Raw genomic sequence first — 26,916 nt, 5'->3', positions numbered from 1 at the left:
TTCGGGGGCTGCTCGGTCAGCACCGGGTTCCGCACCCTGGCGGGACTCAGCGGACATACATGCGGGTCAATACCTCCTTTACGGGGTCCTTCATTGTTGAGGGACGCACTGCCTCACCAGATAGTGCCGCAGTGGTGGCGGCCCAGATGGCGCTCCAGAAGGCGTCCTCTCCCAGGGTTGCGTCCGGGGGCCGGATGAACCAGTCATAGCCCCTGGGCCTGGGAGGAAGTTCGGCATCGGCGAGGTAGGTATCGATGTCGTCGTCAATCGAATCCAGGTCGGCTTCCGTCGGCACGTACCGGGTACGTCGTTCGCTGCCGTCCGGGAACTGGTGGACGATGATGCCCTGGCGACTGCGGTCAGCGAGGGGGATCCTCACGAAGTTACCCTGCCCTGCTGCCCACAGGACTAGGGCGCCCCAGCCATTTTCTGTGGCGAGGATCCAACCGGCGGGTGCTTCCGTAAGTTCCGGGGATGCCCACGGGTCCTTGTTCATACCCGCCATTCTCCATCGCATAAGGAAATCAGGAAATCGAACCCGGCCCCCTGTCGGGCCCGGAAAGGTGCCGGTCCTGCCCATGGGTCCAATATTGGGGAGACGAATGCTGCGCATATAATCCTATCCGCCGAAGACGGACTGGTCGAGGACGAAAGCCACGCATAACGGGAAGATAGTGAATCACGGCTGGTCGGTCTCGTTTCCATCCCAACTGAAAGATTTCAGTAGTCCGAATTCTCGACTGCGCGTAGCTTCATGTCATGGGGAAGCTTGTAGCGCTGGCGCAGGTAGGGCTTTTGGTGACCGTTTTTGGAACCGGGTGCAGCATCATTCCAAGCGGTGGCACCGAAACGTGCGTCGACTGGGTCCGGTTCGAGACCCCTCAAGACCAATACGACAAGTCCGGCATGGTGCTCGTCGGAAAGTCTGTAGGCAAGGTTGGTGAGACCAGCATTTACGGTTACAAGGCCACGACCCACCTTGTAGAAGTCGAGCGCGTACTTAAAGGTGACCCCCGAGATGTGAACCTCCGCATTTCGTCCATGCCCCAGACCTGCACGGGAGGCGAGTCCTACCCGGACGGCGACCCACTGGATACTGATCAGAGAGTCATCATTTTTGCGACCGAGCAGGGCAGCGAGTGGTTCACAATGACGCCCGCCCAAGGAGTCTTGCCTTTCCGGCACGGCACAGAGCTACCCTTTCGCTAGTGTGCCCCGAATCAGTTCCATTGCTTTGCCCTCGGATCGCTTCCTCAGCCGGTTAGCGGCCCAGCGGCGCTGTCGCGCCGTGATGGGAGAAAGTGCGGGGTCTGCCCGCCGCGGGGCTCTGGTTACGGTTCAGGGTGAGGGCCGATCATGGAGGTGTCTGCCACGGTCGACGCCGGTCCGTACTTGGTGCTGTTGGTGAGCCTGCCGGTTAGCGTGGCGTGGAGGACTTCCACGGGAACCGTGGATTGTTGCTTTGGGCACGAGTGTTAGATTCCTGAATTTTCCCTGTCCTCCCCGCGGTAGACACCCAAACCGGTTCAAGGTGTCAGGAGGAACGGTCATGGACACAGTTCACGACCGGGCGGTCGGCATGGATATTTCGAAACGCGACGCGAAGGTCTGTCTCCGGGTCCCCGGCGCCCGAGCCGGAACCTACACCTCAACGGTGACCACCTGGGGTGCGACCACAAGGCAGATCCTGGAGCTACGGGACTTCCTCGAACACGAGCACGTCACCACGGTCGTGATGGAAGCAACCAGCGACTACTGGCGGCCCTTCTTCTACCTGCTCGAAGACGACGAACTGGACATGATGCTGGTCAACGCCCGGGATGCCAGGAACGTCCCGGGTGAAGACCGACGTGTTAACCGAACTAACCGGGTCCACCCGGGAGAACCGTGGGCGGCGCCGGTTTGCGTCGGCTAGGTTCTGTTCTCATGGGCAACGAAGAGAACGTTCCGCGGGTACTGTCCGGGCTGGTGGTGCCGCCGTCGGGTTCGCTGGAGGCAACCGGCAGTCCCTTCGAACCGTATCGGCTGGTTGACGGCGCCGGAGAGACGATAAGGCCGGCGGCGGCATTCTTCGCCGAGCTGGTGGCGTGCGGGCGGCCAGCGACGACACTGCGGTCATATGGCATGGACTTATTGCGCTGGTTTCGATTCCTCTCGGCCCTCGAGCTGGCGTGGGATCAGGCAACCCAGGTCGAAGCGCGTGATTTCTGCCGTTGGCTGCAGGTGGCGCTCAAGCCGGTGCGACCGCATTGGCGGTACCCCGATGGCGGCGGCCCGGGTTCCGACGGGACACCCGGTGCTGGAAAGGAGATCCCGGGGCCGAGCAAGGCCCCGGACGGCGACCGATATGCCGCGGTAACCGTTGCGCATTGCGAGAGCGTGCTGCGCGGCTTCTACGATTTCCACTTGGAAGCCGGCACCGGACCGATGCTCAACCCGTTCCCCCTGGCCCGCGCCCGTGGAGGCACCCGCGCGCGGGCGCATCACAACCCGATGGAACCGTTTTCCGGGCAGCGCCGCGGCCGCTATCGGCCCAAGGTCGTGACCCGGGCCCCACGGGCGATCCCCGATGACCAGTTCGATCAGTTGTTCGCCCAGCTGGGCTCGCATCGGGACCGGGCGCTGGTCGCGTTCTGGGTCTCGACAGGTGCCCGGGCCTCGGAGCTGCTTGGGGCCACGGTGGCTGACGTTGATCCCGGGCAGCAATTGATCACCGTGCTGCGCAAGGGCACCGGTGCGTTACAGCCATTGCCTGCCGCGCCGGACGCGTTCGTCTGGCTGCGTCTCTATCAAACACAAGTGTCGGACCTGGTTCCGCCGGGCAGGGATGAACCATTGTGGTGGACGTTGCGGCGCCCGTTCCGTGCCTTGACCTATGACGCGGCGCGGGCGATGTTCGATCGGGTGAATGCATCGCTGGGCACGGACTGGTCCCTGCACGACCTTCGCCACACGGCCGCCTACCGGATGGCCCGGGATCCGAAGATGCCGTTGACCGACGTCCAATGGGTCCTGGGTCATGCATTTTTGTCTACCACGCAGCGGTATTTGAACCCGGTAACCGAGGACGTGATTGCCGGAGTGCTTGCCTTTCATGCCCGGCAGCTCCTGCGTGATCCGGTGCCCACACCTGCCGCCGGTTACCGTCCCGAGAGCCTGCAGATCCTCTTCGGAGGGAACCAGCCATGACGGGCAGCGAACAATTACTCGCCCCGCCGGTGGTCAGTGGTGCGGCCACGGCCCCTGCAGTAACGCAAACGGGGGCGCAGCTGATGGCCGCGTTCCCCGCGCGCGGGGTTGACCCGTCGTGGCCTTCGACCTGTGATGATCGTTCTGCGGTGCTGGCCCGCGTGCTCGCTGCACCGTTCAGCTTAGAGAATCCGAACAGCCAGCGGATCCGCCGGACGGGAGTGCTGGCAGTGCTGGGCTGGCTGGCCGATTTCCCCGGCGGGAACTGGCAGCAACGGTGGCAGGCCAGCGGCGCGGAGGCTGCCCGCGATTGGCGGGACTTGTTCATCGGCGAGGCCGCCGGCCGGGGGCGGAACGCTCCTGGTGAGCCGGCACCCCACCTGAGCATCGGCCTGATGGTGCTGATCTGCGCTGACGTGATCCGTCCCGGCCTGGACTGGCTGTTGCGTTTCGCCCCGGCGCGTCGGAGTTTGACCACCGAGATGGCCCGCACCCGCGATAGCAAGGCGTTCGCCGACTTGAACCAGGCCTGCACCGAAGCACACGTGGAATTGCAAACCAGCCAACAGGCCCTGACTCGGATCGCAGTCATCATGGCCGCCAAGGGAGGCCCGGTCGCGGCGGTGAGGGTCGGAGACTGCGTTGAGCTGCTCGCGACGGTCACCGGTATCGGCACCAGTACCCGGCTGCAGACAAATGCGCGCAGCCCGCTGTTCTATCAACTGCTGCGCCACCATGTCTGGGGCGAGGATGCGCCCGCCGCCATTGAAATGTTTTCCGGCAACGGGCAACCGACGTGCGAGCAGCTGATCGACCGCTACAACATCAAGTGCCGACCGGTCCGGGACGTGCTCGTGGATTACCTGCGGGAACGCCAAATGGCGATGGACTTCTCCTCATTGCAACGCACCGCCTACCTGCTGGGCAAATTGTTCTGGGCCGACCTGGAAGCCCACCAGCCAGGGATCGATTCACTGAAGTTCTCGTCCGAGGTCGCCGCGTCATGGAAAAAGCGGGTCATGACCCGCGCCCGCACCAGCACCTCTGCCAGCGGGGAGCAGATCCAAAGGACGTCGGCACGGCTGGATGGGCGCAGCGTCTTTTCTGCCGTGCGCGCCTTCTACCTGGACCTGGCCGAATGGGCCGATGACGACCCTGCACGGTGGGGTCCGTGGGCGGTGCGTTGCCCGGTCAGCGCCACCGATGTCTCCCACAAAAAAGAACGGTTGGCCCGTAAATCACGCACGGACCAACGCACCCGCGAACGGCTGCCGGTGCTGCCGGCGCTGGTCTCGTGGGTGCAGGCCGAACGGGCACGCACGAGTGACCTGCTCGCCGCCGGCGAACGCACCACTGCCGGTGAACTTTTCACCGCTGCAGGCCAAACTTTGCGCCGCACGGCCATGAAGACCGAAGCCACATGCCGGGTCTGGGCCGAGGACCCGGAGGGCGGACCACGCCGCGATCTGACCTTCGGAGAGCATCGTGGTTTCTGGACCTGGGCCATGGTCGAGGTGCTGCGCCACACAGGTATCCGCATCGAAGAGCTCGGTGAGCTCTCACACCACAGCCTGATCCAATACCGGCTGCCCGACACGGGGGAACTGGTTCCTCTGCTGCAGATCGCCCCTTCCAAGACCGACGCCGAGCGAATACTGGTCATCTCACCCGAACTCGCCGACGTGCTCTCCCAGATCGTCTCCCGGATCCGCGCCGGGCAACCGCATGTTTCGCCGGTAGTGTCCTACGACAAAAACGAACGCGTCTACAACCAGCCCCTGCCCCTGTTGTTCCAATGGCGGCGGCGTCTGGACAACCGGGCAGTTTCAGAAACCGCGTTACGCACATACCTGGACCACGCGCTGGAAGAACTCGGCATCAAGGACGGCGCCGGCAGCCCGATGCGCTACACCTTCCACGACTTCCGCCGAATCTTCATCACCGATGCGATCATGCACGGCATGCCACCGCACATCGCCCAACTCGTCGCCGGACACCGCGACATCAACACCACCATGGGATACAAGGCCGTCTACCCCGAAGAAGTCATCAACGGCCACCGTGAGTTCATCGCCCGCCGCCGCGCGCTGCGTCCAAGCCAGGAATACCGCACCCCCACCGACGAGGAATGGGCCGAGTTCATCGGCCACTTCGAACACCGGAAGGTTTCCATCGGTGACTGCGGCCGCTCCTACGACACGCCCTGCATCCACGAGCACAGCTGCCTGCGCTGCCCGCTGCTGCGGCCCGATCCCACGGCCAGAACCCGTCTGGCACAGATCCGCGATAACCTCATTGAGCGCATCGCCGAAGCCGAGTCCCACCGCTGGCTCGGAGAAGCCGAAGGCCTCAAAGTCAGCCTCGCAGGGGCCCAAGCCAAACTTGCCGAAATGGACCAAATAACCGAGCGCCGAAACACGACCCAACTCGGCATGCCCACCTTCACCCAAGCCGCCGGCCGCACCAACATCAGCCCACCCGGCCCCCGAAACGGACAGTAATATGGACAATTTCCCCGCAATTTCTTAGTTCGGAGAAGACGTCTCCGACGCCGCGTGGCTGGCCCAGCTCGCCGCGCACGGCCTGCTCCGGGCCTCCTTCGTCCCGCCCGAACCGATCCGTGAACTACGGGACCTGACCCGGGCCCGGTCCATCGCCACCCGTGACCGGACCCGGGAAATCCAGCGCCTGGAGCTCCGGCATCAAGCTCTCCTCCGTGGTCACGGACCTGACCGGGGTCTCCTCCCGGGCCATGCTCGAAGCCCTCATCAACGGCGAACGCAACCCGGAAATCCTCGCAGGATTCGCCAAGGGAACCCTGCACTCCAAAATCCCCGAACTCGTAGACGCGCTCACAGGCCGGTTCCGCGAGCATCACGCGTTCATGGCCAGGCTGCACCTGGACCGGATCGATGCCCAGTCACGCATCATCGACGCGCTCACCGGCCGGATCGATGCCCAGTCCCGCATCATCGACGCGCTCACCGGCCGGATCGAGGAGGCGATGACACCCTTTCGTGCCGCCAGGGAATTCCTGGCCACCATCCCCGGAGTCTGTCCCGGCTCCAACGAATCAGCCGGCCGGATCAAATCAGCGCACATCCTGCCCGGCAACAAATACCTCAAAGCAGCCCTGGGCACCGCGGCCATGTCCGCTTCCCGGAGCAAGGACACGTACCTGGCCGCCAAATACCGGCGTATCGCCGCCCGCCGCGGCCCGATGAAAGCCATCGTCGCGATCGAACATTCCATCCTCACCGCGGCCTGGCACCTGCTCGCCGAAGGCGAATGCTACGCCGATCCCGGCGCCGACCACTTCACCCGCCTGGACCCGATCAAAGCCAAAAACAACGCCATCAAAAAACTCAACAGCCTCGGCTTCGACGTCACCATCACCCCGGCCACCGCAGCCTGAGTCACCGACGACTTTCGTATTAGGCGGGCCTTCGTTGAACCCCCGGGGCTGCCAGGACCCCTGCCCCTGCATTCGCAGCAGGACGGCGGGGCCCGGTCCTGGTCCGCGTGCAGACGACTTCGGAAACTGACAGAAGTGCTACGACTGGGCGTTCCACTTCTGGGGAACTGGGACGCCACCGTAATGGGCAGTGAAATGGCAAAGTCAGGGTCAGTATTCACGCCCCGGTGGCTTCCTCGGGGCTTTGAGGTCTTTTATCGCACGGGCGAGAATCTCCAGGTCGACTGGCCCCGGTTCGTGCACCTGCCCGGTGCCCCGGCTGCGCCACAATCGGGGCAGATTGGTCCGCCAAGTGTCGCCCGGCAGCCCGAGGAACAAGTAGGAGACACGTGTCCGGTCCGGAACCACGTGGCTAAGTCCAGTAGCGACCACCCGTGACCGTCATCGTCGGTACTTCTAGGCTTCGAAGTGGGCCGCTGCCAGCCCATGGAAGGGGGGTCCGGTTGTGAAATGCGCAAAAATTCTAGTCCTTGCTTGCCTTCTGTTCGGATGGCAAGCCGGCCCAGCCCACGCCGCCGACGATGCTCCGGGAATCCCGCCTCCGGATGCCGCGGCGCTAGGAAATGACATCTCCTGGCCACAGTGCGGCACTGATCTTCCGAAGCCCGCTGAGTTCGCTGTCATCGGCGTGAACGGCGGTCGGCCGGACACGACGAATCCCTGTCTGCTCACGCAGCTGGCCTGGGCCGCCGGCACGGCGGATGCGGTGGCCGGGACCCCGGTTCCGGTGTACGTCAACACCGCCAATCCGGGCCCGGACGGACCCTGGTGGTGGCCCACATCGAACGCCTATGGCGGGGTGGAGGTTTCCAACCCCTACGGGATGTGCGACGGCACTTCCACTGCGGCCTGTGCCTACACTTACGGCTACGCCATGGCCTTCGACGATGCTAATCTGCGCGGCGTCCCCGATCCGGCGCACCATCTGTGGTGGCTGGACGTGGAAACCGGGAACAGCTGGTCACCCGAAACCGCGACCAACACGGCCGATCTGGAGGGCATGACCGCATATCTGCAGAGCATCGGGGCAGAAGTCGGAATCTACTCCACCGGCTACCAGTTCGGAGAAATTGCCCGCAGCATTGATTCGGGCAGCAACCTGAACAGGCTCAAGAACTGGATCCCCGGAGCAGCCTCGACGGCGTCCGCGCGGGCGAACTGCGCATCCGGTCCAATCACACCCGGCGGGACCATCACGCTGACCCAATTCACCGCAGCCTCCCTCGACTACAACGTCACCTGCCCGACCATCCCGCCGACGCCCCCGCAGACCGCTCCCATTCCTTCGCCGGCGCAAACAGTGGACCCTGCGAAGGTTCCACCCCGCGCGCGAATGCACCTGGCCCGCGCCCCCCGAAACATCAACTGAACCCCAACTTGACCGGGTCGCCGGATCCCTTCATCCGCCGGAGGTCATCCAGGTTCCGCGCCGGCCGGTCCATGCTGTGCACCACTGGGGTGTTGCCGTCGCGGATGAAGCGCGGCAGCTCATCTAGCTGGAGACGCCCGTGTCCCTCCCCGAGGCTGCCCCCAGGGCTAGCGATGCCGATGCTCGGAGTGTCGTTCAGCGGAGCTCCTCGACCAGCCCGATGATGATGCCGTCGGGGCCGCGGACGTAGCCGTACCGGTAGATGTCCCCGTACTGCGCCACCTCGCCCACGAGTTCGGCGCCGTGGGGGCGCAGGCGGTCGAGGACGTCGTCGACGGCGTCGACGACGAACGTGAGGCGAGGGATGCCCGGGGTGTTTATCGGCGCTCTCGGCGCACTGCTGGTGGCTACCGGTGTGTGGAACGTCGACAGCTCGACCCGGCCGTGGCCGTCCGGTGTTCGCACGACGGCGATGTCCGCTCGGACGCCGTGCAGCCCGACGAGCTGGTCCACCCATTCACCCTCGACTGCTGCCTCGCCCTCCAGTTCCAGGCCCAGTTCGACGAAGAACGCGATTGCAGCCGCGAGATCCTCGACCACAACGCCGACGTGGTCCATCCGGTGGATCGTCATGCCACCCAGTGTAGGGGACCGAGGATTCTTGCCGTAGACGAACACCGCGATGGCCCGGACCAGCGCTACGAGTTGGGGCGCGTTGATTGTGCGCCAGCGTATTACTACTGTTGGCGCCATGCGAAAACTGATAGTCCAGCAGTGGGTTACCGTCGACGACATCGCCGCGGAGGAGGACGGCGGGCTCAGCTTCGTGTCAGGGGAGCCCTTCTCCGAGACGGACACCAGTGCGTTCAAGGCAAGCGTGATGGGGTTCATCGACTCGGTCGACACGATGATTCTCGGCGCGAACACCTACGCCCAGTCCAAGGACTACTGGCCGTAGGCCGAAGAACAAGGTGAATACGGCGAGAAGCTCAACAACCTCACCAAGTTCGTCGCCTCGTCGAAGCTGGATGACGCCCCCTGGGGCGACTTTCCCGCCGCCACCGTGACGCGCGACCCGGCCGCCACCATCCGGGAACTCAAGGAGCAGGGCGGCAAGGACATCTGGCTGTGGGGAAGCTTGAAACTCATGCAGTCCCTGATGGACGCCGGCGTCGTTGACGAAGTCCAGATGCGGGTCTGCCCGACGACACGCGGCAAGGGAAAGCGCGTATTCGAGGATCGGCAAGATCTGAGCCTTCTCGAGGCCACCCCGTTCGAAAACGGCGTGGTACTTCTGCGCTACGAGATCAAGAAATAAACAGAAAGCCCGCACTTGTCATCGAAGCCGCTGCCAGCATTCTCGTGTTCGAATCGTTCCCAGCGCGCTACGTGGTGCTGCGGGCCGGGCAGAGACTCGCGACGGCGTCCTTGAGTTCTTTGGGACGGAACGGTTTGACGAGGTAGGCGGAGGCGCCGGCCGCCATACCGTTGAACTGGTCGCCGGCTGAGGCGCGCGCGGTGATCATCAGTACTGGTGCCGTGCTGAGTTCGCGGAGGGTTTTGGCGATCTGCAGCCCGTCCAGATCAGGCAGTCCCAAGTCCAGCGTGATTAGTACCGGGTTGATGCCACGTAGCTGGTGGAGTGCGGCAGAAGCCGTCCGGACCGAACGGACGTCAAACCCTTCGCGCGTCAAAATGTGACTGATCAGGCCAGCGATGTCCTCGTCATCCTCGATGACAAGGCAGATTCCCCTCGACATGGCGCCCCCGGCTGTTGATTTTGGCTCCATTCTAGCCATGACGGCGGTTCAGTCGGCAGTCTGCTCCGTGTTGGTGTTCGCCGGGATGGCCGCGCTCGGCACCCGGACGATTTCAAGGTCAGACATGTCGAGCAGGCGGCGACCGCCGGAGAGCTCGTCCATGATCCAGAACAGCCCATGGTCCGGGACCCTCTCGGCGACGCGTCCGCGGTGGACCAGGGAACCCATACTGCGGGCCACAATCTCATCTCCGGCCGTAAGCTCATGGCAGGAGTGGACGACGGTGTTTTTATCTACGGGCATGATCAAGTCCTTTGCGAAGCGTTCGGTGCTTACACAGTGCACGCCCGGGGTTGCCCGAAAGTTTCCGCATGAGGATTTATTTGTGCCCGCCCACAGCCTTCTCCCTGCCTGTCCCCAGGTGCCCTGTGAAGATCATTCGTCGCCCTCCAGGTGAGGGGCTCCCAGGGGCCGCCGTTCCGGACGGAGTTTTATAACCTGTATTCAGCTGCGGTTGATCTGGATCTTGCGCGTTCCGGACGCGGGAGCCTGCTCAGGTGCGGGCGCACGGACTTCGAGGACGCCGTCCTTGTACGAGGCCGTGACGTCTTCTTCGCGGGCTCCCGGCGGCAGGGAGATGCTGCGGGCGAACGAGCCGTAGCGGAACTCCGAGTGGTAGCCGGTCTTATCCTTGTGTTCGGATTTTTCCTCGCGCGCAGCCTTGATGTGGAGCAGGCCGTCGGCGACCGAGACGTCAACGTCCGTCTCGGGATCCATGCCGGGCACTTCCGCCCGCACCACGAGCGTGCTGCCGTCCAGAAACTGTTCTACGCGGATTGACGACATGGTCAGGTCTCCGTCGAGGAACCGCCGAATCGGTTCCAGGACGTCCGAAGGCGACCACTTGTTGATATCGGCCATGACTGCTCCTTCTGTCTTGTTCCCCACGGGTTGGCCCTCCCGGATCCGGTACCGGCCGGTATGCCCATTACACACCCGGCACGGGGGCGTGTAATGGGCACAAGGTCCCGTCGTAGGCAAAGCCCGGAGGCGGCATGCCCGGAGGAAGGCGCGGGCGGCTAGTGGCCCATGCCCAGTCCGCCATCTACAGGAATGACGGCGCCGGAGATGTAGGCGGCTTCATCGCTGGAAATCCAGCGGACCACGTTCGCCACTTCAGCCGCTTCGGCGAAACGCCCTGCGGGCACCTTGGACAGGTAGTCCTTTTGTGTAGCTTCCGGCAACTCGGCCGTCATGTCCGTGTTGATGAAGCCGGGCGCCACCACGTTGGCCGTGATACCGCGGCCCCCGAGCTCGCGCGTCAGCGACCGGGCGATCCCCACGAGGCCTGCCTTCGAAGCGGAGTAGTTGATCTGCCCGGGGGCCCCATACAGGCCGGAGACGGAGGAAATCAGAACCACGCGGCCCCTACGCATGCGGATCATGCCCTTGGAAGCCCGCTTGATGACCCGGAAGGCGCCGGTCAGGTTCGTGTCGATGACAGACGTGAAATCGTCCTCGCTCATGCGCATGAGCAGCGTGTCCTTGGTGATGCCCGCGTTTGCCACCAGGACTTCAACCGGGCCATGGGCCGCTTCAACAGCCGCAAAGGCAGCATCCACGGACGCCTCGTCGGTGACGTCTGCCTTGACGCCAAGGATGCCCTCCGGAAGCGTCGACTCGCTGCGGTACGTCACGGCGACCTTGTCACCGTTGGCAAGAAAAGCCTCGGCAATGGCCAGGCCGATGCCACGGTTGCCGCCGGTGATCAGAACGCTGCGGCCGGTTGATGCTGCTTCAGTCATGTGTTGCTCCGGGATTCTGCGGCACGGGGCACCGCTGTGAAGAGGTGGAATTTTACTGCCTCCGATCTTAGCCTCCGTTTGGGCGGCACTGTGGAGGGTGAGAGAATTGGGTTAAGCCTTGGGAGCGTGATCAAACAGCCGTGACACTTGCAAAACGACCCGGACATTCGATGCCCGGTGAACCGGACGACGTCTCCGGTGACCCTCAGGTGCACAGCATCACGGATGCAGCAACTGCCCACTCGGAAGAGATGCGCGTGCGGATGATTAAGTACGCCGTGGCGATGAGCATCCGCATGGTTTGCCTGATCCTGGTGTTCGTGGTTGACGGTTGGTTGAAGGTCATACCGATTGCCGGCGCGGTGTTCCTGCCCTGGATTGCCGTGGTCATCGCGAACGGGAGTGACAAGGCGGAAGTTCACAGCGACTACCTGCTGGACTCCGTACCGCTGGCCGAGCTCGAAGCGTCGGAATCGCCGGTGGCCGCACCGGACGAGGGGCCGACAGTTCTGCAGGGCGAACTCATCGAGGACGAAGACGATAACAACGGCCAGGAACGGGCACCTTCATGAACATTTTTGACCTGGCCGGAGGCAACACAGCACCTGCGGAAACGGCTGCAGCCAGGTGCTCCCGGAAGGCCTGCCGGTCCGGGGCCGGCTGGCAGCTGCTGTGGAACAACCCCAAGATCCACACGCCTGAACGACGCAAGATCTGGCTTGCCTGTGACGAGCACCGGCCGTGGCTGGAAGACTACCTGCAGACCCGTGGTCTCTGGAAAGAGACCGTGCCCTTGGATCCGGCAACTGCGTCAGGCAGGGTCAGCTGAATGTACCGCTTCCTCTTTTCCAGCAAATGGCTGGGCTATCTGCTGCTGGCTGCGATCTTCGCCACGGCCTGCGTGTTCCTGGGCCGCTGGCAGATGGACCGGCGGGCAGAAACCCTCGCGGAAATCAACCGGGTCACATCCAACTACTCGGCCACCCCGATTTCCTTCGCTGAAGCCGAACCCCAGTTTTCCAGGCTCGACGCCGACAAGGAATGGACCCAGGTGGAGTTGCACGGACGCTACGACGTCGCGGGCCAACGGGTGGTGCGCAACCGCCCGCTGAACGGCCAGCCCGGCTATGAAGTGGTGGTTCCTTTCAAACTCACCACGGGCCAGTCCGTCATTGTGGACCGTGGCTGGCTCCCCATCGGGAACAACACCCCCGGCCGCCCCGATTCTGTACCTGAAGCGCCCGCTGGCGACGTTACTGTGATCGTGCGCCTGAAGCCGGGCGAGCCGGAACTCCAGCGCGGCGCCCCGGACGGCCAGCTGGCTTCCATCGACCTGCCGGCCTACGCCGCCCAGCTCGGCTACCCGGTCCTGACCGGCGCCTACGGCCAGATCGCATCGGAGACGCCGGCAGCCGCCACGACGCCGTCCCCCTTCCCGAAGCCTTCCGTGGAGGAAGGTACGCACCTGTCATATTCGCTGCAATGGTTCGCCTTCGGCGTGCTGATGTTTGTCGGCTTCGGTTATGCAGCCCGTCAACAGGCACGCAACGCGGAGATCGACGCCGAGGACGCCGTGGCGGACGGTGCGCCCGAATACGCAATGGCGGCAGCACGCCGTCGTCCGGTTCCCCGGAAGCGGAAGAATCCCACTGCGGAGGAAGAAGAAGATGCGATCCTGGACGCCCAGGGGTACTAAGCGATGAGCCCTGATGCCTTTCCCGGACCGGTGGCCAACGTGAAGCAGGCCCTCACCGCCTTGGGCGCCGAGGACACCGTGACGGTGTTCGATTCAAGAGTCCCGACGGCGGCAGCTGCGGCCGCCGCGTTGGGCTGCGATCTCGCGGCGATCACCAACAGTCTGGTGTTCGACCTTGCAGGTACCCCGCTGCTCATCCTTGCCAGCGGCGCGGCCAGGGTGGACGTCCACAAGGTCGCCGCCCGGCTGGGCGCCGGCAAGATCCGCCGCGCCTCCCCGGAGTTCGCCCTCAAGCACACGGGTCAGGAAGTTGGCGGCGTAGCCCCGGTCGGACACCCGGAAAAGATCAGAACTCTGCTGGACGAGTCACTCAAAAGCCACGATCTCCTCTGGGCAGGAGCCGGAGACCACAACTCGATGTTCTCCATCACCTACAAAGATCTGCACAGGATCACCGACGCAACGGAACTCAAGGTGCGCTGACGACTGAACCTAGCTGGTCGGTGACCGACGCAATAGCGCAGGAGTGCGGGTGATTTATGTAGCTTGCGTCAAAGGCGAGGAACGAGCCAGCAAGCGGGAAATCACGCGCACTGCGGAGCGAACGCGCCGCGGGGCATCGACCAAGGCAAGGCCTAAGCCAGCGTGATCAGGTCCAGGTAGTCTTCGTTCCAGTGGTCCTCGATGCCGTCGGGCAGAAGGACGACGCGCTCCGGGTTCAGCGCCTCGACGGCGCCCTCATCGTGGCTGACCAGCACGACGGCACCGGTGTAGTTGCTCAGGGCCCCGAGGATTTCGGCGCGGCTGGCGGGGTCGAGGTTGTTGGTGGGCTCGTCAAGGAGCAGCACATTGGCACTCGAGGCCACGATCGTGGCCAGCGCCAGTCGGGTCTTCTCACCGCCGGAGAGCACACCGGCGGGCTTGTCGACGTCGTCGCCCGAGAACAGGAACGAACCCAGGATGTTCCGTACCTCCGCGTCGTTCATGTCCGGGGCGGAGGAACGCATGTTCTGCAGGACGGTGCGGTCCACGTCCAGGGTCTCGTGCTCCTGGGCGTAGTAGCCAACCTTCAGGCCGTGGCCCGCAACGACTTCACCGGTGTCAGGCTTGTCGACGCCGGCGAGCATGCGCAGCAGCGTCGTCTTGCCGGCGCCGTTGAGGCCCAGGATGACCACCTTGGAGCCTCTGTCGATCGCGAGATCCACGTCGGTGAAGATCTCCAGCGAGCCGTAGGACTTGCTGAGCCCGTCCGCAGTGAGCGGGGTCTTGCCGCACGGTGACGGGTCCGGGAAGCGCAGGGCTGCCACGCGGTCGGTCGCGCGCACGGCCTCGAGGCCGCCCAGCAGACGCTCGGCACGCTTGGCCATGTTCTGCGCGGCCACGGCCTTGGTGGCCTTGGCGCGCATCTTGTTGGCCTGGTCGAAGAGGACCTGGGCTTTCTTCTCCGCGTTGGCGCGCTCACGCTTGCGGGCACGCTCGTCGGTTTCGCGCTGGGTGAGGTAACGCTTCCAGTCCATGTTGTAGAAGTCGATCTGGGCGCGGTTGGGATCCAGGAGGAAGACCTTGTTCACGGTGGCTTCGAGCAGTTCGGTGTCGTGGCTGATGACAATCAGCCCGCCCTGGTGGTTCTTGAGGAACTCCCGGAGCCAGGAGATGGAATCGGCGTCGAGGTGGTTGGTGGGCTCATCAAGGAGCATGGTTTCAGCATCCGAGTACAGGATGCGCGCGAGCTCCACGCGGCGCCGCTGTCCACCGGACAGGGTCTTGAGCGGCTGGTTCAGCAGGCGGTCCGGCAGTGCGAGGTTCGAGCAGATCGCTGCGGCCTCGGCTTCGGCCGCGTAGCCACCGGCCGCCAGGAACTCCGATTCCAGCCGGTCGTAGCGGTTCATCGCTTTGCGCTGGACCGTGGCGTCCTCGCTGGCCATCTCTTCGTGGGCCAGGCGGAGTTTGCCGACGGCGATGTCCAGGCCGCGGACGGAGAGGATCCGGTCCCGTGCGAGCTGTTCCATGTCCGGGGTGCGCGGATCCTGCGGCAGGTAGCCGATTTCGCCGGTCCGGGTCACTTTGCCCGCGGCAGGCAGGCCTTCACCGGCGAGCACCCGGGTCAGAGTGGTCTTGCCTGCACCGTTACGACCGACCAGGCCGATCTTGTCTCCCTTGTCGATCCGGAAGCTCACCTGGTCCATGAGAAGGCGGGCGCCGGCGCGCAGTTCAAGATCCTGGACGGTAATCAAAGCAGGTAAGGCCTTTCACAACAGGGAACGCCACGGCACAACAGGTTGGATCTGGAAGGGGCCGGGGCAGAGTGGCCGAGAGAACGGCCCCTACAAGTCTACCGGCACGTCCCCGACCTTATTAACGCGGCCGTATCTGCCGCCGTACCGCGGAGCCGTGCGGCTTTGGCCACCCTGTCCAGAGCCGGCGACCTCCGTTAGTAGATCCCCTACAAAATGCGCCCGCCGCTGGCGACGTATCGTCAGAATTGAAGGGAAGTGCCTGCGCACGGTGGCTGCCCTCCCCCGCTGAAGAGCATTGCACAAACCGACAGGACCTCCCCATGACCAAGACTGACACCGCCGTCACCCGCCAGGCCGCTGGCGGCCGGAAACGCTGGAACGCCACGGACCTCGGCCTGATCGCCGTCTTCGCCGCCCTTGTGGCCGGCTCCGCACTCATCGCGGCCATCCCCGTGGGCGGACTGGGCGTCCCCATCACCCTTCAGACCCTCGCCGTCATGCTGACCGGACTCGCTTTGGGACCCGGCCGGGCGTTCGCCGCCGTAGGACTGTACACATTGCTCGGACTGGCCGGGCTGCCCATCTTCAGCGGCGGCCGCAGCGGCCTGGGAATCCTTGCCGGACCGTCCGCCGGCTACATCATCGCCTTCCCGCTGGCTGCCGCCGCCGTGGGCTGGCTGACCACCATTGTGCTCCGCCGAACCCTGAAGTACCGGGGCTGTTCCTGTTCGCCGCCGCCATGGCCACGAGCATTGTCCTGGTCCACGGGCTGGGGGTGCTGGGCATGATGGTCAACGCCAAGCTGGACCTTCAGAAGGCATTCCTCCTGGACCTTGCCTACTACCCGGGCGACATCATCAAGAACGTATTGGCCGTGAGCATCGCCATCGCCCTCCACAAGGCCTTCCCGGATCTCCTGATCCGCCGCCCCGGCGTCCGGAACCGCGGGACGGCACAGGCAGGGAACTAGCATGGGTGGCATCCTGCTGGACGGAGTCGCGGTTCGGGTGGATGTGGACGGACGTCCGCACCCCAAGACACTCCTGGACGGAATCTCGCTGAATCTCACGGAACAGCGGATCGGCGTGATCGGTGCCAACGGTTCGGGGAAGTCCACCCTCCTGCGGCTCCTCAACGGGCTGGTCGCGCCGAGCGGCGGAACGGTGACCGTTGACGGCGCGGACACCGTCAGGTCCGTGCGTTCCGTGCGCCGCAAAGTGGGTTTTGTGTTCACGGACCCGCTTTCCCAGTTGGTCATGCCCACCGGACGGGAGGACGTTGAGCTGTCCCTGCGGCGATCCGTCCGGAACGCGAGGGAGCGCCGGGAGGCCGCCGCAGCGATCCTCAACCGGTTCGGGCTGCTGCCGCTGGCGGACCAAAGCATTTACGAGCTCTCCGGCGGGGAACGTCAGCTCATGGCCCTGGCGGCCGTCCTGGCCGTGGAACCTGCGGTGCTGGTGCTCGACGAGCCGTCCACCTTGCTGGACCTTCGCAACCGCGAACTGCTGCGCCGGACCATGGCGGGCCTCAGCCAGCAGATCGTAATGTCCACGCACGATCTGGAGCTGGTCCGGGACATGGACCGCGTCCTGGTGGTGGAAGCCGGCCAGGTGGTGTTCGACGGCGGTGCCGAGGCCGCCGTCGAACACTACCGTGCGCTCTGCGCTGCCGGCCTTCCTCCGGCCAGCGCCTCCCTGCCGTTGCTCACCAGCCCGCGGCCGCACGATCTGGAGCGCCGGTGAGCGGCCACGGATTCCTGCTGGTCAACTACGTTCCCGGCACGTCGCTGGTCCACCGGTCGCCGCTCTGGCTCAAGTTCCTGGTGGTGGTGGGCTGCGGCATGGGATCGTTCCTGGTGGTTGACTGGGTGGTTGCGGCTGTGGCGCTGGGGCTGATGTGCGCCCTGTTCCTACTCAGCGGTGCCGGGCCGGCACGTCTGTTCCGGGCCGTCCGCCCCATCCTGCCCGTGCTGCTGGCCATCGGCCTGTTCCAGTGGTGGCAGCTGGGTGGACCCGTGGCGGCGAGGATCGTCCTGAACGTCCTGGTGTGTGTCGCGGCGGCATCAATCCTGACCGCCACCACGCCGATGCAGCGGCTCCTGGACGGTGTGGTCTCCGTTGCCGTGCCGTTCCGCCGGTTCGGTGCCGACCCCGAACGCTTCGCCCTGACCATCGCGATCATGCTCCGCAGCATTCCGTTCATTGCCGGAGCGTATTCCGATGTGAGGGATTCAGCACGGGCCCGAGGCCTGGAACGGAACCCGCGGGCCCTGGTCCTGCCAGTCTTCATCACCACCGTGGCCTACGCCCGTCAAACCGGCGATGCCCTCGCTGCCCGCGGGCTGGGTGAGCCCGAGGACGATGATGACCATCCCCAGCGGGGAATCCGCTAGGACGTTTCTGCCACAGCCTCCAGCCGTTCGTACCTGAAGAGGGCAGCCGTGCCCATGCCTCCGGCAATGCTGATCATTGCCAGCGCCAGCTGTCCGGCAGGGCCTGGTTCCTGGGCAGCGTTACGACGGGCCTGCGCCAGGAGCCTTGTCACCAGAACGGCACCAGATGCGCCGTACGCATGGCCCAGGGCCAGCGCGCCGCCGTCGAGGTTTGCCCGCTCCGGGTCAATGCCGAGCGCGTCCAGGCACGCGAGGGTCTGTGAGGCGAACGCCTCGTTGAATTCCACCAGCCCGACATCAGCGGGGTCCACTCCCCTGTCGCTGAGGAGCCGGCCGGCGGCAACAGCCGCGCCGATGCCGAGCAGGCGCGGGTCCACGCCTGCGGTATCGGTGCCGAGCACCAGCAGTCCGTCGCGCGCCCCAAGTTCGCGCGCCCGCTGCAGGGAAGTGACCACGACGGCGGCGGCGCCGTCGGCGTCGAAGCACGCGTTTCCGGCGGTGACAGTACCGCCCTCGGCGAAGGCAGGCGGGAACCGCGCCATCAGGGCCGCGGTCAGGCTGGGGCGCGGACCGTCGTCGGAGGCCACCGTCCCGGACGGAGCGTCCAGCGGCACGATTTCCCCACGGAAGGTTCCGGACGCTGCGGCCGCCAGGGCCCGGCTGTGGCTCCGCAGCGCAAACCGGTCCTGCCGGTCACGGCCGATGCCGAATTCCGCGGCCACGTTGTCCGCTGCGGTTCCCATGCCCGGATCTCCGTAGCTAAGCGGGACGAACTGGGCACGGCTGAAAAAGTCGGGACTGCCGTCGGCGGACCTGTTCGCCCGCAGGGGCGCGGTGCTGATGCTCTCCACGCCGCCGGCGAGGTAAGCCCCGTTGCCGCCGGCCGCCACGAGCCGCGCGGCCAGCACTATGGCGTCCAGCCCGGAGCCGCACTGCCTGTCCACCGTCACGCCGGGAACGCTGACCGGCAGCCCAGCCTCCAGCGCCGCCAGCCGGGCAACATTGCCGCCGGCACCCACCGCGTTGCCGATCACAACGTCCGCAACTCCGGAGGCCGGCAGTTCAGTGGCGTCCAGCAGTCCGTGAAGAACCGGGGCAAGGAGCTCGTGGGCACGCAACTCCTTGAACGCCCCGTTCACCCTGCGGATGGGAGTGCGCAGGGCTGCGATGATTACCGGCTGGCGGCCGGCTGGGAGCTGCTCAGCCAAGGCGGCGTATCCGCGGGTCGCTGCTGTCTATCCAATCCAGCAGCAACTGCCTGCTGACCTTGCCGCGGTCCGTCACAGGGAGCTCGGCCAGGGCGAAATACTGCAGGGGCCGTTTGTCCCTCGGCAGGACGTCGTCGAGCCCTGCCTTGAGCTGCGTTGCGGTGATGCCGCCGTGGGCGGGCACCACCGCGGCCACCACGCGCTGGCCGCGGACGTCGTCGGCCATGCCGGCAGCGACAGCGGAGGCCACGCCCGGAACGGAGGCAAGGGCCAGTTCCACCTCATGCGGGTAGACGTTCTTGCCGGCCGTGATGATCATGTCCGAGCGGCGTCCCAGGATATGCAGCACACCGCCGGCGAGGTAGCCCTGGTCCCCCACGGTGTACCAGCCGTCAAAGCAGCGCAGGGCCTGTCCGTCGTCGCCCCAGAGGTAGCCGTTGCTGACCATTCCGCTGCGGACGCAGATGTTGCCGTCCGTGCCGTCGGGCAGGAGGGCTCCGGCGTCGTCGAGGATCCGGACGTCGACGCCGGGGAAAGGTTTTCCGATGCCCGTCCCGCCGGCATCCAGCGGCGCTCCGGCGCGCAGGCCGGCACCCGAGACGAAGCTCAGCTCGGAGGCACCGTAATACTCGAAGATGGTGGCCTTGGGTGCCCAGCGGCGGGCGGCCTCCAGTGTGCGGGCGTCCAGCTTGGAACCGGCGCAGATGATCGAGGTGATCCCCGAGGCGTCCACTCCGCCGGCCAGTCCCCGCTCGCTGAGCAGCCGGAGCATGGTGGGGACCAGTACCAGCCTGGTGATGCCGTCGTGCGCGATGGCGGTGTGCACGTCGCCGACGTCGAACGATTCCAGGGTGTGGAATTCGGAGCCAGCATAAAGGCACTCGGCGAGTGCGTAAAGGTTGAGGCTGGCCGCCAGCGGCCCGGGGGCAAGGGTCTTGTCCTGCGGCGTGAGTCCAAAGAACTCAATCGATGCCTCGAAGGACTCCTGCCAGGAACGCCTCGAACGGGTGAAGGCCTTCGGCACGGAGGTGGTGCCGGAGGTCAGCCCGATCAGGAAGGGCGTATCAGGGCTCCCGTCCCGGAGTTCGGCCGGCGCAGGACCGGGCGCGGCCTGGCTATGTTCTGCAGGCCCCCGCGCTGGTTTCCGGGCAGGAGCCGGCGCGAGGACTGCCGTGTGCAGCCGGTCAGTGATCTCGGCCTTGAGCTGTTCGGGCCACGTGGGGTCGAGGACGGCGCATTGGCGGTCCCCCGCCACGGCGGCCGCGAATGCGGCGGCAAAGTCCACGGAGTTCGGTTCGGCCAGAACCGTGACGTTGCCGGAGTCAACTGTCCGTGCCTCGGCGGCGTCCCGGAGTCCGGACCAGCTGAGGTGCCGGCCCGCCACGACGACGGCGGTGTCGTCGGGGCGGTCAGCGGCCCAGCGTTGGAGTCTGTTGAGGAAAGGCATCGGATCAACTTTACCGGCCGGGCACAGATCTCGCCGTGTCCGGGAAGGCTATTGTGACAATATGAGTTTCAATGACAACGTCCAGCTGGATCCGTCACAGGTGCAGGACCGGCGCGGCATGGGCCGTGGCACGAAAATCGGGGGCGGAATCGGGGGCGGAATCATCCTCCTGCTGGCCGTCCTTTTGGGGGTCGACCCCCAAATTCTCGGAGGTTTGACGGGAACGTCGCAGGAGCCTCAGACCCAGGGAAGCGCACCGGCGTGCGAAACGGGCGCCGACGCCGACGCGCGGCTGGACTGCCGGATCACCGGCACGGTCAACAGCCTCAATGCCTTCTGGCCGGCTTATCTGGCGCAGTACAAGACGGAGTATCCGCGCCCCGAGACTGTGATCTTCAGCCAGGCCACCAACACGGGCTGCGGCGGCGCAACGTCAGACGTCGGTCCCTTCTACTGCCCGGTCGACAGGACGGCCTATTTCGACCCGGGCTTCTTCCAGGACCTCGTGGACCGGTTCGGCTCCTCCGGCGGACCGCTGGCCCAGGAGTACGTGGTGGCGCACGAATTCGGCCACCATGTCCAGAACCTCCTTGGCAACCTCGACCGCGCACAGCAGGACCCGCAGGGTCCCGAATCGGGCGCCGTCAGGGTGGAACTGCAGGCCGACTGCTACGCCGGACTCTGGGCGCAGCACGCCACCGAGCAGCAGGATCCGAGAACCGGCCAGCCATTCCTTGAACCCCTCACCCAGCAGGACCTCAACGACGCCCTCTCCGCCGCGTCCGCCGTCGGCGACGACCGCATCCAGAAAGCCGCCACCGGCCGTGTCTCGCCCGAGGCCTGGACCCACGGCTCAAGCGCGCAGCGGCAGAAATGGTTCAGCACCGGCTACAAGGCGACCGACATCAATCAGTGCGACACGTTCTCGGTTGCCACGCCCTGACCTACGGGCAAACAGCACGACGGCGGCCGGTCGCCTTCCTTTGGGAAGGTGACCGGCCGCCGTCGTTACTTCCCCGCATGGGGACTCAGATATTGAAGCCGAGGGCCCGCATCTGGTCGCGTCCGTCTTCGGTGATCCGCTCCGGACCCCACGGCGGCATCCAGACCCAGTTCAGCCGCCAGTCGTCCACGACGCCGTCGAGGGCCTTGCCCACCTGCTCCTCAATAACGTCCGTGAGCGGGCATGCCGCCGTGGTGAGCGTCATGTCGATGAGCAGGGCGCCGTCGTCGTCCGAGTACTTCAGGCCGTACAGCAGGCCCAGGTCAACGATGTTGACTCCCAACTCGGGGTCGATGACGTCCTTCAGTGCCTCTTCGACATCTTCGAGGCCCGTGCGGGCCGCTTTGATTTCGGTCATGGCGTTGTCCTAACTAGGCCTGTGCCGCAGCGATGGTGGCTGCGCCTGCGCCGGTGGCGTAACGGTCGTAGCCTTCTTCTTCGAGGCGGTCGGCGAGCTCCGGGCCGCCCTCCTCGACAACCTGGCCGTCAACAAACACGTGGACGAAGTCCGGCTTGATGTAGCGCAGGATGCGGGTGTAGTGGGTGATGAGCAGCGTGCCCATGTTGCCTTCGGCGTGGGCGCGGTTGACGCCTTCGGAGACGACCTTGAGGGCGTCCACGTCGAGGCCGGAGTCGGTCTCGTCCAGGATGGCGAACTTCGGCTTGAAGAGCTCCAGCTGGAGGATCTCCACACGCTTCTTCTCGCCGCCGGAGAAGCCTTCGTTGACGTTACGCTGGGCGAAGTCGGCGTCGATGCGCAGCTTCTGCATGGCATCCTTGACTTCCTTGGTCCAGGTGCGCAGCTTGGGTGCCTCGCCGTCAATGGCGGTCTTGGCGGTCCGCAGGAAGTTGGTCATGGAGACACCAGGAACTTCAACGGGGTACTGCATGGCCAGGAAGACGCCGGCGCGGGCGCGCGCGTCGACGCTCATGGCCAGGACGTCTTCGCCGTCCAGCGTGATGGAACCGCTGGTGACGTTATAGCGGGGGTGGCCGGCAATGGTGGACGCCAGGGTGGACTTGCCTGAGCCGTTCGGGCCCATGATGGCGTGCGTCTGGCCGGTCTTGATGGTCAGGCTGACGCCCTTAAGGATCTCCTTGGTGCCCTGCTCAGTCTCAATGCTGACGTGCAGGTCCTTGATCTCAAGAGTAGACATGTGTCTTGTTCTCCTCTGCACCGTGCCCTCCGGCGGCGGTGCGGTTTCTCGGCTGAAAGTTTTTCTAAAGCGGATGCTGACTGCGTTGATGGCTCACGCTGTCAGCTGAAGTTGGGGGCCTCGGCACCGTTCACAACGTTGGTGACGTCCACGTAGACGTCGTCGCCGTGAAGGGCCACGGCAAAAACAGGCACGGGATCGTAGGCCGGCAGCTGGAGCGGCTGGCCACTGCGGAGGTCGAACTGGGAGCCGTGGCCCCAGCATTCGATCTTGCAGCCCTCAATCTCCCCTTCGGAGAGCGAGATGTCCGCGTGCGAGCAGGTGTCACCGATGGCATGGATTTCGCCCATCGAGTCCTTCACGATGGCTACGGGGTAGTCGTCGATCAGGATCCGCAGCGCCTGCTTGAGTTGGATCTCGCTCGCGTTGCAGACAAGCTCGCCTTTTGGCTGGTCAGTCATCTGGTGTGGTCCATGTTCTCTAGTGCTGCGCACTAGTTATTGGTTGCCGCGAGTTCGCGCTCAACGGATGCGATGAGGCGCTCTTCGATGGCCGGCACCTTGATGTGCTGGATGATTTCGTGCAGGAACCCACGGACCACGAGGCGGCGGGCCACGTCTTCCGGAATACCGCGAGCCATCAGGTAGAACAGGTGCTCGTCGTCCAGGCGGCCGGTGGCGCTGGCGTGGCCGGCACCCTTGATCAGGCCGGTCTCGATCTCGAGGTTCGGAACGGAGTCGGCACGTGCGCCGTCGGTGAGCAGCAGGTTGCGGTTCGCCTCGTAGCTGTCGGTGCCTTCTGCCTCCTTGCGGATCAGGACGTCACCAACCCACACGGCGTGCGCGTTGCGGCCCTGCAGTGCGCCCTTGTAGAGGACGTTCGACTTGCAGTTGGCCACTGCGTGGTCAACGAACAGGCGCTGCTCAAGGTGCTGGCCGGCGTCGGCGAAGTAGAGGCCGAACAATTCTGCTTCGCCGCCCGGGCGGTGAACCGTGCAGAAGGCGTAACGCGGACCAGGTCCCCGCCGAGGCTCACCACTATGTGCTTGAACTTGGCGTCGCGGCCGATCTTGGCCTGCTGCGACGAGGCGTGCACGGCGTCGTCGTTCCATTCCTGGAGCGAGATGACGGACAGTTCGGCGCCGTCCTCGACCACGATTTCCACGTTTTCGGAGACAACGGCGCTGCCCTGGTGGTCCAGGACAACAACTGACTTGGAGAACTTCTGCGCCACGATCACGAGGTGTTGCGCGGAAGCGTCCGTTCCCTGGCCGGTGAGGACAACGTTGATTTCGCCGTCGGCTTCGAACTCAGCGGGCACGGTGATGACCGTGGCGTCGCTGAAGTTTTCCCAGGCGTTGGCGGAGACTCGGTCCTCGGGGATAGCCGCGGAACCGATGCGCTTGTCATCGCGGCCCACGGTCTCAACCGTGACGGCGTCCGGTGCGGTGACGCTGACAGCGGGAGCCGTGCCGTTGAGGACAGCCGAGTGGAGTCCGCGCAGGCGCTTCAGCGGGGTGAACCGCCAGTCTTCCTCCATGCCGGTCAGCGGCTTGAAGTCCGCCAGCTTGTAGGAGGTCAGGCGGCCGGCGCGTGAGCTGTCCGGAATGCCGACGCCGCCGCCGTGGGAGTGGCTCTTGACAGCCTCTCCCGCAAGCGGTGCCTTGGAGCCGGCGGCGTTGATGGGTGAAAGGCTTTCGCCTTCCTCGGTGAAACCGTTGATGAACGGCTGGGCTGAGGGCGCGCCGATGCGGGCCTTTTCAGTAGTGATGTCAGTCATTAACCGACCGATCCTTCCATCTGCAGTTCAATCAGGCGGTTCAACTCAAGTGCGTACTCCATCGGGAGTTCGCGGGCGATGGGCTCGATGAAGCCGCGGACGATCATCGCCATGGCCTCGTCTTCGCGCATGCCGCGGGACATCAGGTAGAAGAGCTGCTCTTCGCTGACCCGGGAAACAGTTGCCTCATGGCCCATGACCACGTCATCCTCGCGGATGTCGATGTACGGGTACGTGTCTGAACGGCTGATGGTGTCCACCAGCAGGGCGTCGCAACGGACCGTGTTGGCCGAGTGCTTGGCGCCTTCACGGACCTGGACCAGGCCGCGGTAGGCCGCACGGCCGCCGCCGCGGGCCACCGACTTGGAGATGATGGAGCTCTTCGTGTTCGGCGCGATGTGCACCATCTTCGAGCCGGTGTCCTGGTGCTGGCCTGCGCCGGCGAACGCGATGGACAGGGTTTCACCCTTGGCGTGCTCGCCCACAAGGTAGACGGCCGGGTACTTCATGGTCACCTTGGAGCCGATGTTGCCATCGACCCACTCCATGGTGGCGCCCTCTTCGCAGATGGCGCGCTTGGTGACCAGGTTGTACACGTTGGTGGACCAGTTCTGGATGGTCGTGTAGCGGACGCGGGCGCCCTTCTTCACGATGATTTCCACAACGGCCGAGTGCAGCGAGTCCGAGGTGTAGATCGGAGCCGTGCAGCCTTCAATGTAGTGGACGTAGGAGTCCTCATCGGCGATGATCAGCGTGCGCTCGAACTGGCCCATGTTTTCCGTGTTGATGCGGAAGTAGGCCTGCAGCGGGATGTCCACGTGGACGCCCTTGGGGACGTAGACGAAGGAGCCGCCGGACCAAACGGCCGTGTTCAGCGAAGCGAACTTGTTGTCGCCCACCGGGATGATGGTGCCGAAGTACTCCTGGAAGATCTCCGGGTGTTCGCGCAGTGCGGTGTCCGTGTCCAGGAAGATGACGCCCTGGGCCTCCAGGTCCTCGCGGATCTGGTGGTACACAACCTCGGATTCGTACTGTGCGGCGACGCCGGAGACCAGGCGGCTGCGCTCAGCTTCCGGGATGCCCAGCTTCTCGTACGTGTTCCGGATGTCCTCGGGGAGGTCTTCCCAGGTTGCCGCCTGCTTCTCGGTGGAGCGCACGAAGTACTTGATGTTGTCGAAGTCGATGCCCGAGAGGTCCGCACCCCAGGTGGGCATGGGCTTGCGGTCGAAGTACTTCAGGCCCTTGAGGCGAAGATCGAGCATCCATTCCGGCTCGCTCTTCTTGGCCGAAATGTCGCGGACGACGTCTTCGTTAATGCCACGGCGGGCATTTGCGCCGACATCGTTCTTGTCGGCCCAGCCGTACTCATAGGTGCCAATGCCGTGGAGCTCGGGGTTCTTCTCCAGAATCTCCGAAATCACAGCAGTCTCAGCAACCTTGTTCTCTGATAGTTGGTCCGTCATCACGGCCTTTCTTGCAGATGGTTGGATACTTCGCCCAGGCTGTCCGTGGTGTGTCCGGGACCGTCAGGCCCCTTGGCGGCCGGACGGCCTGTAGGTATATGGGTGGTGCAGACGTGCCCGCCGCGGGCTAGCGTGGAAAGCCGCCGGACGTCGACTCCAACGAGCCGTGAAAACAATTCTGTTTCGACGTCGCAGAACACCGGGAACTTCGTAGCCAGCTGCTGGATGGGGCAGTGCCCCTGACACAGCTGGACGCTGGAAAGCGCGGCAGGCAGCGGGGCCCTGGCTTCTATCGAGGCGGCCGACGCCACGAACCCGTCCCGGCTCAACGCCGCAGACAGTGCCTGCGCCCGCGCGGTGATGTCCGGGCCGGCAGCGTCGATCTCGGGGGCGTAACGGCGTTCCATGTCGGCAAAGCGCTCGACGGCGAACTCGCGGACCGCGTCAGGTCCGGCTATCTCGCTAAGGCGCTCGAGCGCAAGTCCGGCAATGTCAAGATAGTCGTCACCGAGAGAGGACTGGCCCTGGGAACTGAGGACGTACCGGCGGGCCGGTCGGCCGGCACCGGCGCCTGCGCGGGCAACCCGTTTGACTTCGATCACACCACTGCGCGAGAGGTGGTCAAGGTGGCGCCGGACGGCTGCCGGAGTGAATCCGAGCAGGTCGCCGAGCTCGGCGGCACTGACGGGGCCGTGTTCCAGGACCGCACTCAATACGCGGTCCCGCGTGCGCTCCTCGGCGTCTGCAGCCGACTGGTGTGGCGCCGACGAGGCGGGCCGAAACGAACCGGCGGTGCCGACAGGGGCGTCGGGCCCGGTTCGGGGCGCAGAAAGTTGAGTGCTCATGGAATACACAACACAATCATGTCGTAATTTACTCCCCCGTACTAGTAAGGCGAGGCTGACCTGCGGTCACATCCCGTCGGGAGCCGGCCGT

The 26,916-nt window shown here is 65.0% G+C and carries 27 protein-coding genes and 4 pseudogenes; 16 read left to right on the top strand and 15 right to left on the bottom strand.

Features of this window, described 5'->3' with window-relative positions; all coding sequences use genetic code 11:
* Positions 1 to 46: 46 nt before the first annotated feature.
* Positions 47 to 496, bottom strand: a complete 450-nt coding sequence (locus tag FCN77_RS13890; RefSeq protein ID WP_254678558.1) for a DUF5956 family protein — start codon at positions 494 to 496, stop codon at positions 47 to 49.
* Positions 497 to 759: 263 nt separating this feature from the next.
* Between FCN77_RS13890 and FCN77_RS13885 the strand changes: the two genes are divergently transcribed.
* The 6 genes and pseudogenes from FCN77_RS13885 to FCN77_RS13855 all read left to right on the top strand — a co-directional run bounded on the left by FCN77_RS13885 (position 760) and on the right by FCN77_RS13855 (position 8,033).
* The gene (locus tag FCN77_RS13885; RefSeq protein ID WP_137322739.1) at positions 760 to 1,209 is read left to right on the top strand and encodes a hypothetical protein; all 450 of its coding nucleotides are present in this window, start codon (positions 760 to 762) and stop codon (positions 1,207 to 1,209) included.
* Positions 1,210 to 1,549: 340 nt separating this feature from the next.
* Positions 1,550 to 1,840: pseudogene (locus tag FCN77_RS13880) on the top strand (transposase); the annotation flags it as partial.
* 86 nt (positions 1,841 to 1,926) lie between these two features.
* A complete protein-coding gene (locus FCN77_RS13875) occupies positions 1,927 to 3,189 on the top strand; it encodes a site-specific integrase (RefSeq protein WP_137322737.1) in 1,263 nt (420 codons plus the stop codon).
* On the top strand, positions 3,186 to 5,690 hold the full coding sequence (locus FCN77_RS13870) for a site-specific integrase (protein ID WP_137322736.1): 2,505 nt from the start codon (positions 3,186 to 3,188) through the stop codon (positions 5,688 to 5,690). Before FCN77_RS13875 ends, FCN77_RS13870 begins: the two co-directional genes overlap by 4 nt.
* A gap of 37 nt (positions 5,691 to 5,727) precedes the next feature.
* Positions 5,728 to 6,604, top strand: a pseudogene (locus FCN77_RS13860) (transposase); the annotation flags it as partial.
* 688 nt (positions 6,605 to 7,292) lie between these two features.
* Positions 7,293 to 8,033, top strand: a complete 741-nt coding sequence (locus FCN77_RS13855; protein ID WP_254678557.1) for a hypothetical protein — start codon at positions 7,293 to 7,295, stop codon at positions 8,031 to 8,033.
* Between the two features lie 195 nt (positions 8,034 to 8,228).
* On the opposite strand, the gene FCN77_RS13850 is transcribed toward FCN77_RS13855, so the two are convergent.
* Positions 8,229 to 8,786 (bottom strand): VOC family protein, encoded by a 558-nt coding sequence (locus FCN77_RS13850; protein ID WP_254678556.1) that lies wholly within the window; start codon positions 8,784 to 8,786, stop codon positions 8,229 to 8,231.
* On the opposite strand from FCN77_RS13850, the gene FCN77_RS26955 reads away from it, so the two are divergent.
* Both FCN77_RS26955 and FCN77_RS26950 read left to right on the top strand, forming a co-directional pair.
* A complete protein-coding gene (locus FCN77_RS26955; RefSeq protein WP_254678555.1) occupies positions 8,785 to 8,991 on the top strand; it encodes a hypothetical protein in 207 nt (68 codons plus the stop codon). The genes FCN77_RS13850 and FCN77_RS26955 overlap by 2 nt on opposite strands.
* A 105-nt stretch (positions 8,992 to 9,096) precedes the next feature.
* Positions 9,097 to 9,351: a dihydrofolate reductase family protein gene (locus FCN77_RS26950; protein ID WP_368074275.1), complete on the top strand. Its 255-nt coding sequence runs from the start codon at positions 9,097 to 9,099 to the stop codon at positions 9,349 to 9,351.
* A gap of 67 nt (positions 9,352 to 9,418) precedes the next feature.
* On the opposite strand, the gene FCN77_RS13840 is transcribed toward FCN77_RS26950, so the two are convergent.
* From FCN77_RS13840 to fabG, 4 genes are all read right to left on the bottom strand, one after another.
* Complete coding sequence (locus FCN77_RS13840) at positions 9,419 to 9,832, bottom strand: response regulator transcription factor (RefSeq protein ID WP_137322733.1); 414 nt, start codon at positions 9,830 to 9,832, stop codon at positions 9,419 to 9,421.
* A 9-nt stretch (positions 9,833 to 9,841) separates the two neighbouring features.
* Positions 9,842 to 10,096, bottom strand: coding sequence for a hypothetical protein (locus FCN77_RS13835; RefSeq protein ID WP_137322732.1), 255 nt, complete (start codon positions 10,094 to 10,096; stop codon positions 9,842 to 9,844).
* Positions 10,097 to 10,297: 201 nt separating this feature from the next.
* Positions 10,298 to 10,714 (bottom strand): Hsp20/alpha crystallin family protein, encoded by a 417-nt coding sequence (locus FCN77_RS13830; RefSeq protein WP_137322731.1) that lies wholly within the window; start codon positions 10,712 to 10,714, stop codon positions 10,298 to 10,300.
* A 158-nt stretch (positions 10,715 to 10,872) separates the two neighbouring features.
* Positions 10,873 to 11,598 carry a 3-oxoacyl-ACP reductase FabG gene (fabG, locus tag FCN77_RS13825; protein WP_137322730.1) on the bottom strand — a complete coding sequence of 242 codons (726 nt, stop codon included), beginning with the start codon at positions 11,596 to 11,598 and terminating at the stop codon, positions 10,873 to 10,875.
* 170 nt (positions 11,599 to 11,768) lie between these two features.
* Between fabG and FCN77_RS13820 the strand changes: the two genes are divergently transcribed.
* The 4 genes from FCN77_RS13820 to FCN77_RS13805 are packed head-to-tail and all read left to right on the top strand — an operon-like array spanning position 11,769 to position 13,777.
* The gene (locus FCN77_RS13820; RefSeq protein WP_137324770.1) at positions 11,769 to 12,170 is read left to right on the top strand and encodes a DUF3099 domain-containing protein; all 402 of its coding nucleotides are present in this window, start codon (positions 11,769 to 11,771) and stop codon (positions 12,168 to 12,170) included.
* Positions 12,167 to 12,427, top strand: a complete 261-nt coding sequence (locus tag FCN77_RS13815) for a hypothetical protein (RefSeq protein ID WP_137322729.1) — start codon at positions 12,167 to 12,169, stop codon at positions 12,425 to 12,427. Before FCN77_RS13820 ends, FCN77_RS13815 begins: the two co-directional genes overlap by 4 nt.
* Positions 12,428 to 13,294, top strand: coding sequence for an SURF1 family protein (locus tag FCN77_RS13810; RefSeq protein ID WP_137322728.1), 867 nt, complete (start codon positions 12,428 to 12,430; stop codon positions 13,292 to 13,294).
* Positions 13,295 to 13,297: 3 nt separating this feature from the next.
* Positions 13,298 to 13,777 carry a YbaK/EbsC family protein gene (locus FCN77_RS13805; protein ID WP_137322727.1) on the top strand — a complete coding sequence of 160 codons (480 nt, stop codon included), beginning with the start codon at positions 13,298 to 13,300 and terminating at the stop codon, positions 13,775 to 13,777.
* A gap of 152 nt (positions 13,778 to 13,929) precedes the next feature.
* Here the strand turns inward: FCN77_RS13805 and FCN77_RS13800 are convergent, their stop codons facing one another.
* Positions 13,930 to 15,528, bottom strand: coding sequence for an ABC-F family ATP-binding cassette domain-containing protein (locus tag FCN77_RS13800; protein ID WP_137322726.1), 1,599 nt, complete (start codon positions 15,526 to 15,528; stop codon positions 13,930 to 13,932).
* Between the two features lie 323 nt (positions 15,529 to 15,851).
* On the opposite strand from FCN77_RS13800, the pseudogene FCN77_RS13795 reads away from it, so the two are divergent.
* The 3 genes and pseudogenes from FCN77_RS13795 (at position 15,852) to FCN77_RS13785 (ending at position 17,923) form a co-directional block, all read left to right on the top strand.
* Positions 15,852 to 16,501 (top strand): annotated as a pseudogene (locus FCN77_RS13795) (biotin transporter BioY).
* Between the two features lies 1 nt (position 16,502).
* Positions 16,503 to 17,273 (top strand): energy-coupling factor ABC transporter ATP-binding protein, encoded by a 771-nt coding sequence (locus FCN77_RS13790; protein ID WP_137322725.1) that lies wholly within the window; start codon positions 16,503 to 16,505, stop codon positions 17,271 to 17,273.
* Positions 17,270 to 17,923, top strand: a complete 654-nt coding sequence (locus FCN77_RS13785; protein WP_137322724.1) for an energy-coupling factor transporter transmembrane protein EcfT — start codon at positions 17,270 to 17,272, stop codon at positions 17,921 to 17,923. Before FCN77_RS13790 ends, FCN77_RS13785 begins: the two co-directional genes overlap by 4 nt.
* Here FCN77_RS13785 and FCN77_RS13780 read toward each other — a convergent pair.
* Together FCN77_RS13780 and FCN77_RS13775 are read right to left on the bottom strand one after the other, a co-directional pair.
* On the bottom strand, positions 17,920 to 19,131 hold the full coding sequence (locus FCN77_RS13780) for a thiolase family protein (RefSeq protein WP_137322723.1): 1,212 nt from the start codon (positions 19,129 to 19,131) through the stop codon (positions 17,920 to 17,922). The two genes, FCN77_RS13785 and FCN77_RS13780, sit on opposite strands and share 4 nt — an antisense overlap.
* Positions 19,124 to 20,578: a class I adenylate-forming enzyme family protein gene (locus FCN77_RS13775; protein WP_137322722.1), complete on the bottom strand. Its 1,455-nt coding sequence runs from the start codon at positions 20,576 to 20,578 to the stop codon at positions 19,124 to 19,126. The genes FCN77_RS13780 and FCN77_RS13775 overlap by 8 nt, the downstream gene beginning before the upstream one ends.
* Positions 20,579 to 20,639: 61 nt before the next feature.
* Between FCN77_RS13775 and FCN77_RS13770 the strand changes: the two genes are divergently transcribed.
* A complete protein-coding gene (locus tag FCN77_RS13770; RefSeq protein WP_137322721.1) occupies positions 20,640 to 21,521 on the top strand; it encodes a neutral zinc metallopeptidase in 882 nt (293 codons plus the stop codon).
* 85 nt (positions 21,522 to 21,606) lie between these two features.
* Here the strand turns inward: FCN77_RS13770 and FCN77_RS13765 are convergent, their stop codons facing one another.
* The 6 genes and pseudogenes from FCN77_RS13765 to FCN77_RS13740 all read right to left on the bottom strand — a co-directional run bounded on the left by FCN77_RS13765 (position 21,607) and on the right by FCN77_RS13740 (position 26,825).
* The gene (locus FCN77_RS13765) at positions 21,607 to 21,939 is read right to left on the bottom strand and encodes a metal-sulfur cluster assembly factor (protein ID WP_011691953.1); all 333 of its coding nucleotides are present in this window, start codon (positions 21,937 to 21,939) and stop codon (positions 21,607 to 21,609) included.
* A 13-nt stretch (positions 21,940 to 21,952) separates the two neighbouring features.
* Entirely contained in the window at positions 21,953 to 22,738 is a 786-nt protein-coding gene (gene sufC, locus FCN77_RS13760) for a Fe-S cluster assembly ATPase SufC (RefSeq protein WP_137322720.1), read from the bottom strand.
* A 101-nt stretch (positions 22,739 to 22,839) separates the two neighbouring features.
* Complete coding sequence (locus tag FCN77_RS13755) at positions 22,840 to 23,199, bottom strand: non-heme iron oxygenase ferredoxin subunit (RefSeq protein ID WP_137322719.1); 360 nt, start codon at positions 23,197 to 23,199, stop codon at positions 22,840 to 22,842.
* A gap of 32 nt (positions 23,200 to 23,231) precedes the next feature.
* A pseudogene (sufD, locus tag FCN77_RS13750) lies at positions 23,232 to 24,517 on the bottom strand (Fe-S cluster assembly protein SufD).
* A complete protein-coding gene (gene sufB, locus FCN77_RS13745) occupies positions 24,517 to 25,980 on the bottom strand; it encodes a Fe-S cluster assembly protein SufB (protein ID WP_137322718.1) in 1,464 nt (487 codons plus the stop codon). The pseudogene sufD and the gene sufB overlap by 1 nt, the downstream one beginning before the upstream one ends.
* Complete coding sequence (locus FCN77_RS13740; protein WP_137322717.1) at positions 25,980 to 26,825, bottom strand: metalloregulator ArsR/SmtB family transcription factor; 846 nt, start codon at positions 26,823 to 26,825, stop codon at positions 25,980 to 25,982. The genes sufB and FCN77_RS13740 overlap by 1 nt, the downstream gene beginning before the upstream one ends.
* Positions 26,826 to 26,916 lie beyond the last annotated feature (91 nt).

This window comes from Arthrobacter sp. 24S4-2 (genome assembly GCF_005280255.1).
Lineage (GTDB): Bacteria > Actinomycetota > Actinomycetes > Actinomycetales > Micrococcaceae > Arthrobacter.
The sequence above is the reverse complement of the archived record's forward strand: the minus strand, read 5'-3'. Positions and strand labels throughout refer to the sequence as shown.

Bases quoted from the DNA above. Each gene is read 5' to 3' on its own strand.
- FCN77_RS13890 (WP_254678558.1), bottom strand. From the start codon at position 496: ATGAACAAGGACCCGTGGGCATCCCCGGAACTTACGGAAGCACCCGCC.
- FCN77_RS13885 (WP_137322739.1), top strand. From the start codon at position 760: ATGGGGAAGCTTGTAGCGCTGGCGCAGGTAGGGCTTTTGGTGACCGTT.
- FCN77_RS13875 (WP_137322737.1), top strand. From the start codon at position 1,927: ATGGGCAACGAAGAGAACGTTCCGCGGGTACTGTCCGGGCTGGTGGTG.
- FCN77_RS13870 (WP_137322736.1), top strand. From the start codon at position 3,186: ATGACGGGCAGCGAACAATTACTCGCCCCGCCGGTGGTCAGTGGTGCG.
- FCN77_RS26955 (WP_254678555.1), top strand. From the start codon at position 8,785: ATGCGAAAACTGATAGTCCAGCAGTGGGTTACCGTCGACGACATCGCC.
- FCN77_RS13850 (WP_254678556.1), bottom strand. From the start codon at position 8,786: ATGGCGCCAACAGTAGTAATACGCTGGCGCACAATCAACGCGCCCCAA.
- FCN77_RS13840 (WP_137322733.1), bottom strand. From the start codon at position 9,832: ATGGCTAGAATGGAGCCAAAATCAACAGCCGGGGGCGCCATGTCGAGG.
- FCN77_RS13835 (WP_137322732.1), bottom strand. From the start codon at position 10,096: ATGCCCGTAGATAAAAACACCGTCGTCCACTCCTGCCATGAGCTTACG.
- FCN77_RS13830 (WP_137322731.1), bottom strand. From the start codon at position 10,714: ATGGCCGATATCAACAAGTGGTCGCCTTCGGACGTCCTGGAACCGATT.
- fabG (WP_137322730.1), bottom strand. From the start codon at position 11,598: ATGACTGAAGCAGCATCAACCGGCCGCAGCGTTCTGATCACCGGCGGC.
- FCN77_RS13820 (WP_137324770.1), top strand. From the start codon at position 11,769: ATGCCCGGTGAACCGGACGACGTCTCCGGTGACCCTCAGGTGCACAGC.
- FCN77_RS13815 (WP_137322729.1), top strand. From the start codon at position 12,167: ATGAACATTTTTGACCTGGCCGGAGGCAACACAGCACCTGCGGAAACG.
- FCN77_RS13810 (WP_137322728.1), top strand. From the start codon at position 12,428: ATGTACCGCTTCCTCTTTTCCAGCAAATGGCTGGGCTATCTGCTGCTG.
- FCN77_RS13805 (WP_137322727.1), top strand. From the start codon at position 13,298: ATGAGCCCTGATGCCTTTCCCGGACCGGTGGCCAACGTGAAGCAGGCC.
- FCN77_RS13790 (WP_137322725.1), top strand. From the start codon at position 16,503: ATGGGTGGCATCCTGCTGGACGGAGTCGCGGTTCGGGTGGATGTGGAC.
- FCN77_RS13775 (WP_137322722.1), bottom strand. From the start codon at position 20,578: ATGCCTTTCCTCAACAGACTCCAACGCTGGGCCGCTGACCGCCCCGAC.
- FCN77_RS13770 (WP_137322721.1), top strand. From the start codon at position 20,640: ATGAGTTTCAATGACAACGTCCAGCTGGATCCGTCACAGGTGCAGGAC.
- FCN77_RS13765 (WP_011691953.1), bottom strand. From the start codon at position 21,939: ATGACCGAAATCAAAGCGGCCCGCACGGGCCTCGAAGATGTCGAAGAG.
- sufC (WP_137322720.1), bottom strand. From the start codon at position 22,738: ATGTCTACTCTTGAGATCAAGGACCTGCACGTCAGCATTGAGACTGAG.
- FCN77_RS13755 (WP_137322719.1), bottom strand. From the start codon at position 23,199: ATGACTGACCAGCCAAAAGGCGAGCTTGTCTGCAACGCGAGCGAGATC.
- sufB (WP_137322718.1), bottom strand. From the start codon at position 25,980: ATGACGGACCAACTATCAGAGAACAAGGTTGCTGAGACTGCTGTGATT.
- FCN77_RS13740 (WP_137322717.1), bottom strand. From the start codon at position 26,825: ATGAGCACTCAACTTTCTGCGCCCCGAACCGGGCCCGACGCCCCTGTC.